This window comes from Pseudomonas sp. GW821-FHT09A09 (assembly GCF_059418405.1).
Genome location: NZ_JBWKPU010000005.1, coordinates 86,683 through 102,134, shown reverse-complemented (window position 1 = coordinate 102,134; position 15,452 = coordinate 86,683). Strand labels below are relative to the sequence as shown.

Below are 15,452 nucleotides of genomic sequence, written 5' to 3'. Positions count from 1 at the left end.
CTCCCCCCCCTCCCCCCCCCCCCCCCCCCCCCCCCCCCCCCCCCCCCCCCCCCCCCCCCCCCCCCCCCCGGCTCCTACAGGAATTTAGGTTGTCTGAAAGGTTCTTGATACATCGTCGTTTTACTGGCATTGTTCGCGCAATTGGTAATATTTCCTATTTGAGAAATTTTTGCGCATGCATGACATTCCGGCCGCGCTGGGTACGCCCACGCGTCAGCAAACCCTCGCGGCAATGTACGTCGATCACCACGGTTGGCTGCATGGCTGGCTGCGCAAAAAACTCGGTTGCTCCCAGCACGCGGCCGACCTGGCCCACGATGCTTTCATCCGTGTATTGATGCTGGCCGAGCCCCACACCATCAAGGAGCCTCGCGCCTTTCTCGCCACCACGGCAGGGCGCCTGCTGATCGACGGCGCGCGGCGTCGGCGTATCGAGAAAGCCTACATGGAAGCCCTGGTGATCCAGTGCGAAGACGCCGGCATGCCCGACCCGGCCGCGATTCACCTGGCGCTGCAAGCCCTGGAACGCATCGCCGAACTGCTCGCCGGCCTGCCCGCCAAGGCCCGTGAGGCCTTCCTGCTCAGTCGTCTCGACGGGCTGACCTACAGCGAGATCGCCACACGCCTGGAGGTGTCCTCCAGCACCGTCAAAAACTACATCTCCAGTGCCCTGGTGCACTGTTATCACAGCCTGCACGCGGCGGACCCGTTGTCGTGAGTTCCGAACAGATCATCCAGCAAGCCGCGAATTGGCTGACACGCCTGCACGACGAAAACGTCAGTGACGCCGACCGCCACGCTTTCCACACCTGGTGCCAGGCCGACCCTCGCCACGCCGTCGCCATCGAGCGCATGCGCTCGCTGTGGGGCAGCCTCGAGACTGTGCCCGCCAAGCCCGCGCGGCTGGCGTTGAACCGTGCATTCGCCCCCCGGCGCTCCCGTGGCGCTCAAGTGGCGGGCGTGCTCGGTGTGGTGCTGTGCGCCTGGCTGGGTGTGCAACAGGCGCCAATCTGGATGGCCGACCAACGCACCGGCGTCGGCGAGCGCCGCCAGATCGCCCTGGAAGATGGCAGCCAGTTGCAGCTCAACAGCAACTCGGCCGTGGACGTCAAATTCGACGGCCACCAACGGGTGATCGAACTGCTGCAAGGAGAACTGTGGGTGGAGGTGGCCAAGGATGCGCAGCGGCCGTTCGTGGTGCGCACCGACCAGGGCACGGCGACGGCACTGGGTACGCGCTATCTGGTCAAGCGCGCGGCGGATGGCACCACGGTAGTGACGGTGATTGAGTCCACCGTAGCGGTCAAAGGTGACACGGGCGAGGGCGTCAAGGTGACGGCCGGCCAACGCTCGGTGCTCGATCACGGCCAGCCGCAGCCGCCACGCGCCATCGGCAGCAGCGACCCGGATGCCTGGACCCGTGGCCTGCTCAAGGTCAACGACCAGCCGTTGAGCGAGGTGTTGCAAACCCTGGCCAGCTACCGTCATGGCCTGGTGCGTTTCGACCCGCAAGCCCTGCAGAACCTGCGGGTGTCCGGCGTGTTCAAGCTGGACGACACGGCCGCTGCGCTGGCGACTCTGGCCGACAACCTGCCGATCCAGGTGGAGTACTTCACCGACCTGCTGGTGGTGGTCAAGCCGCGCTAGGGTTGGCGCAGGCGCTTGTACAGGGTGTTGCGGCTCACCCCCAGCTCCCGCGCCAGGTGGGAAATGTTCCCGCCGGCCGCTTTCAAGCGCTGTGACAGGTCACGGCTGTCATCCAGCGCTTCCTGGGTGGGCAGCGGCGCCGCCTGGTTCAAGTCGACAAAAAAATCATCCGGCAGGTGTTCCGCGCGTATCGGTTGGTCCTCGGCCATGGCCAGCGCCACCTGCAACACGCTGCTGACCTGACGCAGGTTCCCGGGCCACGGGTGCTGTTCGAACAACGCCAGCACTTCGGCACTCAGCCCGGCCCATTGGGTCGGCTCGCGGTGCTGCTGCCACAGTTGCTGGAACAGCGCCTGCTTGTCGGTGCGTTCGCGCAGGGGCGGCAGTTCCAGGGTCAGGCCGCCAATGCGGTAGTACAAGTCTTCACGAAAACGCCCGGCCTGCACCCACTCGCGCAACGCCCGGTTGGTGGCAGAAATGATGCGCAGGTCCACCGGAAACAGCTCGCTGCTGCCCACCGGCTGCACGCAACGTTCCTGCAACACCCGCAGCAAGCGCGCCTGGGTCGGCAGCGGCATATCGCCAATCTCATCGAGAAACAGCGTGCCTTTGTCGGCTTTGCGGATCAGGCCAATGCTGCCTTTCTGATTGGCGCCGGTGAACGCGCCTTTTTCATAGCCGAACAGCTCCGACTCCACCAGCTCGGCGGGAATCGCCGCACAGTTCACTGCGATAAACGCCTGCCGGCTGCGCGAACTGGCCTGGTGCAGGGCTTTGACAAACACCTCTTTGCCCACGCCGGTCTCACCGTGGATCAGCAGCGGAATGTCCTTCTCCAGCAAGCGCTCCGCCTGGCGCACGGCTTTCTCCACCCGCACATCGCCGAAGTGCAAGGTCTTGAGGCCAATTGCGGCCGGCTTTGCCGGCAGCGGTTCGCTGGCCTTGGGCGCACTGAACACCCGCGCCTGCACCGGCATCTGCTTGGGTCGCTTCAATAAGCACTGGAACCGATTGCGTCCCGCTGCCTGCAGCGAAAACGGCAGGCCTTCCGGTTGGTTGAGCAGCTCCAGCAGCGACACCTTGAACAAACTGTCGACCATCACCCGCGACAAGCTGATGCCCAGCAGGTTATCGGCGCGGCGGTTGGCCGACAGTACCTGGCCGCTCTCATCAAAAATCAGCAGGCCAGCCCATTGGCTGTCGAGGTTGTTCAGGCCGGTGTTGAAGGTCAGCTGGAAATGCTCGCCGCGAAACAGGTTGAGGATCAGCCGGTTCTCCACGGTCTGGCTCATCATCTTGACCATGCCCAGGGTGTGGGAGGGCGGCAGGTAGCTGTCGCTGGACACATCCAGCACCGCGATGATTTCACGCTGGGCATCGAAGATCGGCGCTGCCGAGCCGGTCATGAAGCGGTTGGCTTTCAGGAAGTGTTCGTCGTGCTCGATATGCACCGCCTGGGCACACGCCAGCGCGGTGCCGATGGCATTGGTGCCGCTGGAGCGCTCCTGCCAGCTGGCGCCGGCGCTGAAACCACGGGCCAACGTGGGCTCGATAAAACGCTGGGTGCCCCACGAGGTCAGGACCTGGCCCTGATTGTCAGCCAGCATGATCAGGCAGTTGGAGTTGCTCAGGATGTTTTCGTAGTAGGGCAGGACCTCCTGATGGGTGGTCTGCACCAAAGAATGCTGGCTTTCCAGCAATTGACTGATGCCCTCGGCGGGCAGTTGGTCGAAGCTGGGCGTGCTCTGATGGTCCAGGCCAAAGGCGCGGCAACGGCGCCAGGATTCCTGGATGAGCGTGTCGTGAGCCAAGGGTTCGGCCATGTTGACCTTCTTTTTATTGTTATGGGGTCTTGCACAATCCAGCGGTTGAAACCGGATCAAACTGTGGGAGCTGGCTTGCCTGCGATAGCGGTGTATCAGTAACAAATGAGCAAGCTGACCCATCGCTATCGCAGGCAAGCCAGCTCCCACATTTATTCTGTGTTAGGCATGAGAGTGTTGTTCAGAACTGTTCATTGTCAACCCCAGCACTGTTCAGTTGTTCACCCGAAGTGTTCACTCCCGAACATCCGCTTTACCCCATTTCTTTACACATCAACCACTTGCCGTTTTGGCACGAAACTCGCTCTGACGACTGGCCAGATTCATTCCAATAATAAAAAAGGTCGTGTCATGTCATTGACCCTGGAACATGTCTCCCGCGTCGTTGAAGGGCAAACCTGGATCGACGACGCCAACCTGCGTTTCGAAGCCGGTTCCTTCAACGTATTGCTCGGCCGCACCCTGTCCGGCAAGACCAGCCTGATGCGCCTGATGGCCGGCCTGGACAAGCCCGACAGCGGCCGCATCCTGATGAACGGCGTGGACGTCACGCAAAAGCCCGTACGCCTGCGCAACGTGTCGATGGTGTATCAGCAGTTCATCAACTACCCGACCATGACCGTGTTCGAAAACATCGCCTCGCCGTTGCGCCAGGCCGGTGTGTCTAACGAGGTGATCCAGAGCAAGGTGCTCGAAACCGCAAGAATGCTGCGCATCGAGAAATTCCTGCAGCGCCATCCGCTGGAGCTGTCCGGTGGCCAGCAGCAACGCACCGCCATGGCCCGTGCGCTGGTCAAGGATGCCGAGCTGATCCTGTTCGATGAGCCGTTGGTGAACCTGGACTACAAACTGCGCGAAGAGCTGCGTCAGGAAATGCGCGAACTGTTCAAGGCGCGCCACACCATCGCCATCTACGCCACTACCGAACCGAATGAAGCCCTGGCCCTGGGTGGCACCACCACCATCCTCCACGAAGGCCGGGTGATCCAGAGCGGCAAGGCTGCCGAGGTCTATCACCAGCCACAAACCGTGCTGGCGGCCGAGCTGTTTTCCGAACCGCCGATCAACCTGATGCCGGGGCGTATCAGCGGCAATGAAGTGAGCTTCGCCAATTTTGTGCATTTCCCGCTGAACGTCGATTTGCGCCCCATCGGCGAAGGCGAATTCCGCTTTGGCGTGCGCCCCAGCCATATCAGCCTGGTGCCGAGCAACGATGATGACCTGGAGCTGGCGGTGACCGTGGAAGTCGCCGAGATCAGCGGCTCGGAAACCTTCCTGCACGTGCGCAGCGAACACTTCTTGCTGGTGCTGCACCTGCCGGGGGTGCACGAGTACGACGTCGACGCGCCGATCCGCGTGTATATCCCCACCCATAAACTGTTTGTGTTCGATGGCCAGGGCCGGTTGGTCCAGGCCCCCGGGCGCCGTGTCGCGAGGGTTGCCTGATGGCCGAGATCCATTTGCGAAACCTCGCCCATAGCTACAGCCCTGCACCAAATGGGCCGGAAGACTACGCCATTCGGGAAATGAACCACGTGTGGGAGCAGGGCGGGGCCTACGCCTTGCTCGGGCCTTCGGGCTGTGGCAAATCCACCTTGCTCAACATCATCTCCGGCCTGCTCAGCCCGTCCGAAGGCCAGGTGTTGTTCGACACCACCGTGGTCAACGACCTCACCCCGGAAAAACGCAACATCGCCCAGGTATTCCAGTTCCCGGTGGTGTACGACACCATGACCGTGTTCGACAACCTGGCGTTTCCGCTGCGCAACCAGGGCCTGGCCGAGGCAAAAATCCACAGCAAGGTGCAGGAAATCGCCGAAGTCCTCGACCTGCAGAACCTGCTGACCAAAAAAGCCCGCAACCTTACCGCCGACGAAAAACAGAAAGTCTCCATGGGCCGCGGCCTGGTGCGCGACGACGTGTCGGCGATCCTGTTCGATGAACCGCTGACAGTGATCGACCCGCACCTCAAGTGGAAGCTGCGGCGCAAGCTCAAGCAGATCCACGAGCAGTTCAACATCACCATGGTCTACGTCACCCACGACCAGTTGGAGGCGTCGACCTTCGCCGACAAGATCGCGGTGATGTACGGCGGGCAGATCGTGCAATTCGGCACGCCACGTGAGCTGTTCGAACGGCCCAGCCACACCTTTGTCGGCTATTTCATCGGCAGCCCGGGGATGAATCTGATCGATGTGCAGGCCAAGGCGGGCGGGGTGCGTTTCGCCGACACCCACTTGCCGCTGTCGGAAGCGCTGCTGCAACGCATTGCCAGCACGGACTACAAGAAACTGCAGGTGGGCATCCGCCCGGAATTCATCCACGTGTGGGACGAGTACAACGCTGACGCCCTGCAAGCCGACGTCACACACGTCGAAGACCTTGGCACCTACAAGATCATGACCCTCAACCTCGACGGCGCCCCGCTGAAAGTGCGCCTGGCCGAAGACAAGCCGGTCCCCGAAGGGAAAGCCTCCATCAGTTTCCCTGCGCAATGGCTGATGCTCTACGCCGATGACTACCTGCTGGAGGTGCAGCCATGAACAAGGTGCAGAACAACAAGGCCTGGTGGCTGGTGTTGCCGGTGTTCCTGCTGGTGGCGTTCAGTGCGGTGATCCCGATGATGACCGTGGTCAACTACTCGGTGCAGGACATCTTCGACCAGTCCAGCCGCTACTTTGTCGGTGCAGACTGGTATAAGCAGGTGCTGCTCGACCCGCGTCTGCACGACTCGCTGCTGCGCCAGTTCATCTACTCGGCCTGCGTGCTGTTGATCGAAATCCCCCTGGGCATTGCCATCGCCCTGACCATGCCGACCAAGGGGCGCTGGTCGTCGCTGGTGCTGATCATCCTTGCCATTCCGTTGCTGATCCCGTGGAACGTGGTGGGCACCATCTGGCAGATCTTCGGCCGCGCCGATATCGGCTTGCTGGGTTACAGCCTCAACGCCTTGGGCATCAGCTACAACTACGCGGCCAACACCATGGACGCCTGGGTCACCGTGCTGATCATGGACGTGTGGCACTGGACCTCGCTGGTCGCACTGCTGTGTTATTCGGGCCTGCGCGCCATCCCGGATGTGTACTACCAGGCCGCGCGGATTGATCGGGCATCGCCCTGGGCGGTATTCCGACATATCCAGCTGCCGAAGATGAAAAGCGTGCTGCTGATCGCGGTGATGCTGCGGTTCATGGACAGCTTCATGATTTACACCGAACCCTTCGTCCTCACAGGCGGCGGGCCGGGTAACGCCACTACCTTCCTGAGTCAGACCTTGACCCAGATGGCCGTAGGCCAATTTGACCTGGGCCCGGCGGCGGCGTTTTCCCTGGTGTATTTCCTGATCATCCTGTTGGTGTCATGGCTGTTCTACACCGCCATGACTCATTCCGACGCCAACCGCTGAGGCCGCAGACATGAGCAAGCGCAAGGTTATCCCGCTGCTGATCTACATCCTGTTCCTGCTGGTGCCGATCTACTGGCTGTTGAACATGTCCTTCAAGAGCAACACCGAAATCCTCGGCGGGCTGACCCTGTTTCCGCAGGACTTCACCCTGGCCAACTACAAGGTGATCTTCACCGACCCCAGCTGGTACACCGGTTACCTCAACTCGCTGTACTACGTGAGCCTGAACACGGTGATCTCCCTGAGCGTGGCGCTGCCGGCAGCCTATGCGTTCTCGCGTTACCGTTTCCTCGGCGACAAGCACCTGTTCTTCTGGCTGCTGACCAACCGCATGGCGCCGCCAGCCGTGTTCTTGCTGCCGTTCTTCCAGCTGTATTCGTCGATTGGCCTGTTCGATACCCACATCGCTGTGGCCCTGGCGCATTGCCTGTTCAACGTGCCGTTGGCGGTGTGGATCCTGGAAGGCTTCATGTCCGGCGTGCCGAAGGAAATCGACGAAACCGCCTACATCGACGGTTACTCGTTTCCTAAGTTCTTCGTGAAGATCTTTATCCCGCTGATTGGCTCCGGCATCGGTGTGACCGCGTTTTTCTGCTTCATGTTTTCCTGGGTTGAACTGCTGCTGGCGCGCACCCTGACCTCGGTCAACGCCAAGCCGATCGCGGCGGTGATGACGCGCACGGTTTCGGCGTCGGGTATCGATTGGGGCGTGCTGGCAGCGGCGGGGGTGTTGACCATCCTGCCTGGCATGCTGGTGATCTGGTTTGTTCGCAACCACGTGGCCAAGGGCTTTGCCCTGGGCCGGGTCTGAGGAGTCGATGATGGAATGGATGGCCTGGACCACCCCCACCGCGCTGTTCTTCGCGGCCATTGCCCTGTTGCTGGTGGGCATGACCACGTGGGAGCTGCGCTCGCCGAGCATCCCCCGGCGCGGCTTTTTACCGATCAGCACCACCCGTGGTGATCGCTTGTTTATCGGTCTTCTCGGCAGCGCCTACCTGCACCTGCTGGTGATCGGCGTAACCGGCTGGAGCATCTGGGTGGCGTCCGCGCTGTCCCTGGTGTGGCTGTTGTGTGTGATGCGTTGGGGCTGATGCGGGCGGCGATCACTCACCCGTAGGAGCCGGCTTGCCGGCGATGGCGTCCGCAAGATCGCTATCGCCGGCAAGCCAGCTCCTACACGGTGGAGGTCGGCGTCTGAAGTCCCGTTTGAAATTAACCAGGAGGTCTCTATGTTCGATAACAACAATAAGCTGCGACATAGCATTTCATTGGCCGCCGTACTGGCCCTCAGTGGTTTGAGCGCCACGGCCTGGGCCGATGCGTATGAAGATGCCGCGAAAAAATGGATCGGCAGTGAGTTCAAACCGTCCACCCTGACCGCCGAGCAGCAGCTCGAAGAGTTGAAGTGGTTTATCAAGGCGGCGGAGCCGTTCCGTGGGATGAAGATCAACGTGGTGTCGGAAACCCTCACCACCCACGAGTACGAGTCCAAGGTGCTGGCCAAGGCCTTTACCGAAATCACCGGCATCAAGCTGACCCACGACTTGCTGCAGGAAGGCGACGTGGTGGAAAAGCTGCAAACCCAGATGCAGTCCGACAAGAACATCTATGACGGCTGGGTCAACGATTCCGACTTGATCGGTACGCACTTTCGCTACGGCAAGACCGAATCCATCACCGACCTGATGGCCAACGAAGGCAAGGCCTTCACCTCGCCGACCCTGGACATCAAGGACTTCATCGGCATTTCCTTCACCACCGCGCCGGACGGCAAGATCTACCAGTTGCCCGACCAGCAGTTCGCCAACCTCTACTGGTTCCGCGCCGACTGGTTCGAGCGCGCCGACCTGAAAGCCAAGTTCAAGGAAAAGTACGGTTATGAACTGGGCGTGCCAGTGAACTGGTCGGCCTATGAAGACATCGCCAAATTCTTCAGCGAAGACGTCAAGGAAATCGACGGCAAGCGCATCTACGGGCACATGGACTACGGCAAGAAAGACCCGTCCCTGGGCTGGCGCTTCACTGATGCCTGGTTCTCCATGGCCGGTGGCGGCGACAAGGGCTTGCCCAACGGCCTGCCGGTGGACGAATGGGGCATTCGCGTAGAGGACTGCCACCCGGTCGGCTCCAGCGTCACCCGTGGCGGCGACACCAACGGCCCGGCTGCCGTGTTTGCCACGCAGAAATACGTGGACTGGATGAAAGCCTACGCGCCACCGGAAGCGGCGGGCATGACCTTCTCCGAATCCGGCCCGGTGCCGTCCCAGGGCAACATCGCCCAGCAGATCTTCTGGTACACCGCGTTTACCGCCGACATGACCAAGCCCGGCCTGCCGGTGGTGAACGCCGACGGCACGCCGAAATGGCGTATGGCGCCGTCGCCGGTCGGACCTTACTGGGAAAAGGGCATGAAGAAGGGCTATCAGGACGTAGGCTCCTGGACCTTCCTCAAGTCGACGCCCGAGAAGCAGAAACTCGCGGCCTGGCTCTACGCGCAGTTCGTGACGTCCAAAACCGTCTCATTGAAGAAAACCATCGTCGGCCTGACGCCGATTCGTGAGTCGGATATCAACTCCCAGGCCATGACCGACCTGGCGCCGAAACTCGGTGGCCTGGTGGAGTTCTACCGCAGCCCGGCCCGTGTCGAATGGACTCCGACCGGTACCAACGTGCCGGACTACCCGCGCCTGGCGCAACTGTGGTGGAGCAACATTGCGGCAGCGGCCAGCGGCGAGAAAACCCCGCAGCAAGCGCTGGACAACCTGGCCAAGGAGCAGGACGCAATCATGACGCGCCTGGAACGCTCCAAAGTGCAACCGGTGTGCGGCCCGAAAATGAACGAAGAGCGTGACGCGCAATACTGGTTCGACCAGCCGGGCGCACCGAAGCCGAAACTGGCCAACGAGAAGCCCAAAGGCGAGACCGTGGCCTACGGCGACCTGCTCAAGCAGTGGGAGGCTGCGCGTAAGTAAACACTTGCGCCGATGCTCCACGCTGGCACCCACCCCTGTAGGAGCCGGCTTGCCGGCGATTGCGGCAGATCAGTCAACCCATTGGCTGGCTGATACACCGCATCGCCGGCAAGCCGGCTCCTACACTAATGCCCTCGGCTATCAGCCAGAATCCGCGCTGTATCCCGCGCCGGCGGTAACCCGAACACCCGCGCATAATCGCGGCTGAACTGGGTCGCGCTTTCATACCCCACCTCAAACGCCGCATGGGTCACGCTGCTCGCGCTGGCAACCATCAACGTACGCGCCTGTAACAACCGCACGCGTTTCTGATACTGCAAAGGGCTCAAATTGGTCACCGCCTTGAAGTGCCGATGAAATGCCGAAACACTCATCGCAGCCTTCTGGGCCAAGGCCTCCACGCGGATCGGTTCGGCATAGTCGCGACGAATCCACTGGATCGCCTGGCTGACCCGTGCCATCGCCGTGTCTGGCGCAGCAATTTCGCGCAGCATCCAGCCATGAGGGCCTTGCAGTACGTGGTAGAGGATCTCCCGTTCATACGCAGGGGCCAGCGCGGCAATTGCTACCGGGTCACCCATCAGGCGCAGCATGCGCACCCAAGCATCCATCAAGGCGGGTGTGACGGCCGCCACGGAGAAACCGGCTTCCTGTTCGCAACGCCCGTTGGGGGCCGGCAGGTCATTGAGCAGGGTGGTCAGCACGGTCGGATCAAGCGTCAGGCTCACCGCCAGGTAGGGTTCGCCCGTGATCGCCGGATTCACCACGCCGACTGCGGGCAACTCGATGGACATCACAAAATACGTCGCCGGGTCGTAATGCAGCGTGCGGTCGCCCACGGTCATGCACTTACTGCCCTGCAGGATCAGGTTGATCATCGGGTCATACACCGCCGCCAGCATATGCTCGGGAATCGCCCCCTGGACCATCGCCACGCGGGGGATGCCGGTCTCGGTGCGGCGGTTTTCGGCCTTGGCAGCCAAGGCGCGCAGTTCGATCAATTGAGTATTCATGGCGACCATGCTGTGCCTGCCGTTGAGCCTTGCGCAAGCAAAAAGCAGAAACAGGCAAGATTGGAGTAGGAACGGCTGCGTCGAAGAGTAGGGCGATGACTACTGTGGTCACTCAACTTTTCAGCAGTGGAGCAGGCCATGGGCGTTATCGTGATTACCGGAGGCAGCCGTGGGATCGGTGCCAGTACCGCCGAGCTGTGTGCACGTCAGGGGCATGGTGTGATCCTCACCTATAAGCGCAACCCGGATGCGGCACAGGCGGTGGTCCAGCGTATCGAGGCCAGCGGCGGGAAAGCCGTGGCGCTGGAATTGGACGTTGCGGCTGCCAGCACATTCCCTGTCTTCCGAGAGGCGGTGACGCATGCCCTGCAGGCCAAATGGGGCGCAAGCACCTTGAGTGGGCTGGTGAACAACGCCGGCTACGGCCTGTTCAACCCCCTTGAGTCGGTGACCGAGGCGCAGTTCGACGGCCTGTTCAACGTGCACCTCAAGGGGCCGTTTTTCCTGACCCAAACCCTGCTGTCGCTGCTGGAAGAACACGCCAGCATCGTCAACCTTACCAGCGCCACCACTCGCGTCGCGACGGCGGGTGTCGCGCCCTACGCCACATTCAAGGGGGGGCTGGATGTGCTCACGCGCTACATGGCCAAGGAATTCGGTGAACGGCGTATCCGTGCCAACGCCGTGTCCCCCGGCGCCATTCGCACCGAACTGGGCGGCGGCTTGAATGACGAATTCGAAGCCCTGTTGGCCGGGCAAACCGCCCTCGGCCGCGTAGGCGAACCGGAAGATGTGGCACGGGTTATCGCCCTGTTGCTGTCGGAAGAAGGCCGTTGGATCAATGCCCAGACCGTCGAAGTTGCGGGCGGCTACATCATCTGAATCAGGAGGCTCCACCATGCTCGATCATCTGTTTATCTCGGTGAGCGATATCCAACGTTCGATCCGCTTCTACGAAGCCACCCTGACGCCGCTCGGCATCACCGCGCGGCATGACTACGACGGCAAGGATGGCCCGCCCGGCCACCCGGACCTGAAGGGCTTTGGCGCCAACGGGCGCATGTTTTTCTGGCTGCGCGAAGGCGCCGTGGAAGGGCGCGCGGTGCATGTGGGCTTTGTCGCCAATAACCGCGCCGAGGTGGATAACGCCTACGCCGCCGCCCTGGCAAACGGCGCCACCGACAACGGCGCTCCGGGCGCACGCCTGCACTACGACCCCAACTACTACGCGGCCAACGTGCTGGACCCGGACGGCTACAGCCTCGAATTCGTCTACAAGAACTGGCAGCACACCTCATGAAAACCTTGATGATCTACGGCGCCACCGGCTACACCGGACGTATGGCAGCGCAACACGCAAAACAACTTGGCCTCAACCTGGTGCTCGCCGGTCGCAACGCCGAACGCCTGGCGTCCCTGGCCGCTGAGTTGGGCGCGCCTTACCGCGTATTCACGCCGGATGCCGCCCAGTTGGACGGGATCGACGTCCTGCTCAATTTCGCCGGCCCCTTCGCCCACACCGCCGAAGCCTTGATGCGCGCCTGTATCGCCAACGGCACCGACTACCTGGACATCACCGCCGAAATCAACGTGTACCGCCTGGCCGAACGGCTCGGCACTGAGTCGCAAGTGATGTTGCTGCCCGGCGTGGGCTGGGACGTGGTGCCCACCGACTGCCTGGCCATGCACGTCGCCAGTCGTGTGCAGCAGCCGCACTCGCTGAAAATCGCCTTGCAGGTGCCCGGTGCCATGTCCCGGGGTTCGGCCATGAGTGTCAGCGAGATCATCGGCGCCGGCGTGATGGCGCGACTCGACGGTCAGTTGGTCGCCACGCCGGACGCGCAACCCCAGCACCTGGATTTTGGCGACGGACCAGTGCTGTGTGCCCCGTTGTCCTTTGGCGACCTGGTCACTGCATGGCATTCCAGCGCCATCCCGAATATCGCTATGTTCGTTCACATCACTGGCGAAGCGTTCCCGGAGGGCGACCTGTCACTGCTGCCCGACGGCCCCACCCAAGGCCAGCGCGACGCCCATCGTGCCCGTGCCGTGGCCGAAGTCATCGGCATTGATGGGACGGTGGCGCGTTCAGTCATCGAGACCGTCAACGGCTACAGCTACACCCCTTTGGCTGCCGTGGAAGCGGCGCTCCGAGTACTGGGCGGTGAACGTCGCGCGGGTTTTGAAACCCCTGCCAGGCTGTTTGGCGTGGGCTTTGCGCAGACCATTGCCGGCACGCGGATCACCGATTACTAATCCCACAGGAATTACCCCCATGACCACCCTCGACCTACACACCGCTGCCGATAAGTTCGCAGTGATCGACACCCTGCATCGCTTCGCAGCAGGCATTGATCTGCACGATCCGGCTTTGCTCGCTTCGGCGTTCACCGTCAACGCCGTATCGGATTTTGGCCCGGCCGCTGCCAAGGCAGGTTTTGAATACCCGGTGCTGGAAGGGCGCGACACCATCGTCACCGCACTGTCCGGCGCCCTCAGTCAACTCGATACCACTCATTCTGTGAGTAACGCGCGGGTAACCCTTGAGGGCGACAGTGCGCGGCTGGATGCGTTGGTGGAAGCGCAGCACGTGCCCAAAAACGATCCTTCACGGCATTACCTGATGAAAAACCGTTATGACGTGGCGTTGGTGCGGGAAGAGGGCGTATGGCTGATCCAGCGCGTGACCGTGGATAACGTCTGGCGCTCAGGTGAACCTGCGGTGTTGGCGGGAGTTTAAGAACACCAAACGTACTGTAGGAGCCGGCTTGCCGGCGATGCAGGCGCCTCGGTGTATCAGGGAAAACCGAGCCGATACCATCGCCGGCAAGCCGGCTCCTACAGGTTATCAGGCGGCTTGCGGTTGAATCTGCAACTCGCCGTCCACGTCCTTGACCAACCCACTGGCCAAAAACAACGGCGCCAGGCGCTTGTGCAGTTGCGGCTCGACAAATTCCTTCACCGTGTCCAGCACCAGCACGCCGCTCAGCGGCAGCTCGGCCTTGGTGTAGGACAGCCATGCCTTCTTCAACGCCATCAACACATCACTGCCCGCCGTGGAGGCGAAGCGGCGGTGGGTGGGTTTGCCGTCGAACGTAAAGCTGTGCTGGAACGCGTAGCCGGTTTCATCGCCGCCGCTGGCGGTGCAGCGCACGCAGGTGCACGGGCCGTCGCCGAAGGCGCTGCGCAGGTAGGCGTTGAAGTCCACCACGGGCTTGAGTGACAGGCGCTTATCGACTTCGAACAGGTCCCCGGTCATTTTTTCGTCAGTGTTCAACGTCCATTTCCTCGCAGGTTCGACGGTTTTTCAAAGCGCGGCACAATACCAGCCATGGGCAGGTTTGTGGGCCATTTTGCATAACAATAGATCCCGATATTCTTTTCCTGTCTTAAAAATCGTGGCTACCCTCGCTCACCTTCTCAAAAGCGCGGCAGACTCCCCCATGACCTTCAAGCGTTCCTCTCTGACCCTCCTGGCGGCCTCGTTGGCCGCCGCAACGGCCTTGCTCAGCCCCGGTGCCCAGGCCGAAGGCAAGATCAGCATCGCCCAGCAATTCGGCATCGGCTACCTGATCCTCGACGTGGTGCGCGATCAGAACCTGATCGAAAAGCACGGCAAGGAGCAGGGCCTGGACATCAAGGTGGATTGGAACAGCATTTCCGGCGCCACCGCGATGAATGAATCGCTGCTGGCCGGCGCGCTGGATGTGGTTTCGGCCGGCGTGCCGCCGATGCTCACGCTGTGGGACCGCACCAAGGGCAAGCAGAACGTCAAGGCCATCGCCTCGCTGGGCTCGATGCCCAACTACCTGCTCACCAACAACCCGAACGTGAAAACCCTCAAGGACTTCAGCGAGAAAGACCGTATCGCCGTGCCTGCTGCTGGCGTGGGCTTCCAGTCTCGCACCTTGCAGATCGAGACCGCCAAGCAATTCGGCAATGACCAGTACAAGAAATTCGACGACATCTCCATCAGCCTGGCCCACCCCGATGCCACGGCGGCGTTGATTGCCGGAGGTTCGGAGATCAATGCGCATTTCTCCAGCCCACCGTTCCAGTACCAGGAACTGCTGAACCCCAATGTGCACAAGGTGCTCAGTTCCTACGACATCCTGGGTGGGCAGGCGACGTTCAACGTGCTGTACACCACGCAGAAATTCCACGACGAAAACCCCAAGACCTACAAGGCGTTCTATGACGCACTGGCCGAGGCTGAAAAAATAATCAAGGCCGATAAGCCAGCGGCCGCCAAGGCCTACATCCGCGTAGAGCAGTCGAAACTGCCGTTGGATCTGGTGGAAAAGATCGTCCAGGATCCGGAAATCGACTTCACCATCGTGCCGCAGCGCACCTTCATCTACGCCGAGAAATTGCAGGAGCTGGGTGTGCTGAAAAACAAGGCCGCCAGCTGGAAGGACTACTTCTTCGAAGAAGCCCACGGCGGCAACGGCAGCTGAGCCGCAAAAATTCTTGATGCCGAACACGGTTAAAAATGTGGGAGCTGGCTTGCCTGCGAAAGCGGTGGATCAGCCAGAACATTGATAGCAGACACACCGTCATCGCAGGCAAGCCAGCTCCCACATTTGGA

At 61.5% G+C, this 15,452-nt stretch carries 16 protein-coding genes; 13 read left to right on the top strand and 3 right to left on the bottom strand.

All coding sequences use genetic code 11. The features are described 5' to 3' along the window. The first annotated feature begins 175 nt into the window (after positions 1–175). Both AC07OV_RS05965 and AC07OV_RS05960 read left to right on the top strand, forming a co-directional pair. Complete coding sequence (locus AC07OV_RS05965; protein WP_176995581.1) at positions 176–718, top strand: sigma-70 family RNA polymerase sigma factor; 543 nt, start codon at positions 176–178, stop codon at positions 716–718. Then, entirely contained in the window at positions 715–1,647 is a 933-nt protein-coding gene (locus tag AC07OV_RS05960) for a FecR family protein (RefSeq protein ID WP_494996894.1), read from the top strand. The genes AC07OV_RS05965 and AC07OV_RS05960 overlap by 4 nt, the downstream gene beginning before the upstream one ends. Here the strand turns inward: AC07OV_RS05960 and AC07OV_RS05955 are convergent. Further along, positions 1,644–3,470 carry a sigma-54-dependent Fis family transcriptional regulator gene (locus tag AC07OV_RS05955; RefSeq protein ID WP_495091785.1) on the bottom strand — a complete coding sequence of 609 codons (1,827 nt, stop codon included), beginning with the start codon at positions 3,468–3,470 and terminating at the stop codon, positions 1,644–1,646. The two genes, AC07OV_RS05960 and AC07OV_RS05955, sit on opposite strands and share 4 nt — an antisense overlap. Before the next feature lie 351 nt (positions 3,471–3,821). On the opposite strand from AC07OV_RS05955, the gene AC07OV_RS05950 reads away from it, so the two are divergent. The 6 genes from AC07OV_RS05950 to AC07OV_RS05925 all read left to right on the top strand — a co-directional run bounded on the left by AC07OV_RS05950 (position 3,822) and on the right by AC07OV_RS05925 (position 9,851). Further along, positions 3,822–4,916 (top strand): ABC transporter ATP-binding protein, encoded by a 1,095-nt coding sequence (locus AC07OV_RS05950; RefSeq protein ID WP_176995584.1) that lies wholly within the window; start codon positions 3,822–3,824, stop codon positions 4,914–4,916. Then, positions 4,916–6,013: an ABC transporter ATP-binding protein gene (locus AC07OV_RS05945; protein WP_495091784.1), complete on the top strand. Its 1,098-nt coding sequence runs from the start codon at positions 4,916–4,918 to the stop codon at positions 6,011–6,013. Before AC07OV_RS05950 ends, AC07OV_RS05945 begins: the two co-directional genes overlap by 1 nt. Then, positions 6,010–6,876 (top strand): carbohydrate ABC transporter permease, encoded by an 867-nt coding sequence (locus AC07OV_RS05940; protein WP_176995586.1) that lies wholly within the window; start codon positions 6,010–6,012, stop codon positions 6,874–6,876. Before AC07OV_RS05945 ends, AC07OV_RS05940 begins: the two co-directional genes overlap by 4 nt. A 10-nt stretch (positions 6,877–6,886) precedes the next feature. After that, entirely contained in the window at positions 6,887–7,687 is an 801-nt protein-coding gene (locus AC07OV_RS05935) for a carbohydrate ABC transporter permease (protein WP_003174634.1), read from the top strand. A 10-nt stretch (positions 7,688–7,697) separates the two neighbouring features. Beyond that, complete coding sequence (locus AC07OV_RS05930) at positions 7,698–7,970, top strand: DUF2160 domain-containing protein (RefSeq protein WP_176995587.1); 273 nt, start codon at positions 7,698–7,700, stop codon at positions 7,968–7,970. A 138-nt stretch (positions 7,971–8,108) separates the two neighbouring features. Continuing rightward, on the top strand, positions 8,109–9,851 hold the full coding sequence (locus AC07OV_RS05925; protein ID WP_176995588.1) for an ABC transporter substrate-binding protein: 1,743 nt from the start codon (positions 8,109–8,111) through the stop codon (positions 9,849–9,851). 125 nt (positions 9,852–9,976) lie between these two features. Here AC07OV_RS05925 and AC07OV_RS05920 read toward each other — a convergent pair whose 3' ends face one another. Then, positions 9,977–10,864 (bottom strand): AraC family transcriptional regulator, encoded by an 888-nt coding sequence (locus tag AC07OV_RS05920; protein WP_176995589.1) that lies wholly within the window; start codon positions 10,862–10,864, stop codon positions 9,977–9,979. Positions 10,865–11,002: 138 nt separating this feature from the next. Between AC07OV_RS05920 and AC07OV_RS05915 the strand changes: the two genes are divergently transcribed. Genes AC07OV_RS05915 through AC07OV_RS05900 form a run of 4 tightly spaced genes read left to right on the top strand, consistent with a single transcriptional unit; the run spans position 11,003 to position 13,604 of the window. Beyond that, a complete protein-coding gene (locus AC07OV_RS05915) occupies positions 11,003–11,746 on the top strand; it encodes an SDR family NAD(P)-dependent oxidoreductase (RefSeq protein WP_494996897.1) in 744 nt (247 codons plus the stop codon). A 16-nt stretch (positions 11,747–11,762) separates the two neighbouring features. Then, on the top strand, positions 11,763–12,164 hold the full coding sequence (locus AC07OV_RS05910) for a VOC family protein (RefSeq protein ID WP_494996898.1): 402 nt from the start codon (positions 11,763–11,765) through the stop codon (positions 12,162–12,164). Further along, positions 12,161–13,120, top strand: coding sequence for a saccharopine dehydrogenase family protein (locus AC07OV_RS05905; protein WP_495091783.1), 960 nt, complete (start codon positions 12,161–12,163; stop codon positions 13,118–13,120). The genes AC07OV_RS05910 and AC07OV_RS05905 overlap by 4 nt, the downstream gene beginning before the upstream one ends. Before the next feature lie 19 nt (positions 13,121–13,139). Beyond that, the gene (locus AC07OV_RS05900) at positions 13,140–13,604 is read left to right on the top strand and encodes a nuclear transport factor 2 family protein (protein WP_495091782.1); all 465 of its coding nucleotides are present in this window, start codon (positions 13,140–13,142) and stop codon (positions 13,602–13,604) included. A 108-nt stretch (positions 13,605–13,712) separates the two neighbouring features. Here AC07OV_RS05900 and AC07OV_RS05895 read toward each other — a convergent pair whose 3' ends face one another. After that, complete coding sequence (locus AC07OV_RS05895; protein ID WP_176995594.1) at positions 13,713–14,141, bottom strand: hypothetical protein; 429 nt, start codon at positions 14,139–14,141, stop codon at positions 13,713–13,715. A gap of 166 nt (positions 14,142–14,307) precedes the next feature. Between AC07OV_RS05895 and AC07OV_RS05890 the strand changes: the two genes are divergently transcribed. Next, on the top strand, positions 14,308–15,321 hold the full coding sequence (locus AC07OV_RS05890; RefSeq protein ID WP_176995595.1) for an ABC transporter substrate-binding protein: 1,014 nt from the start codon (positions 14,308–14,310) through the stop codon (positions 15,319–15,321). Positions 15,322–15,452 lie beyond the last annotated feature (131 nt).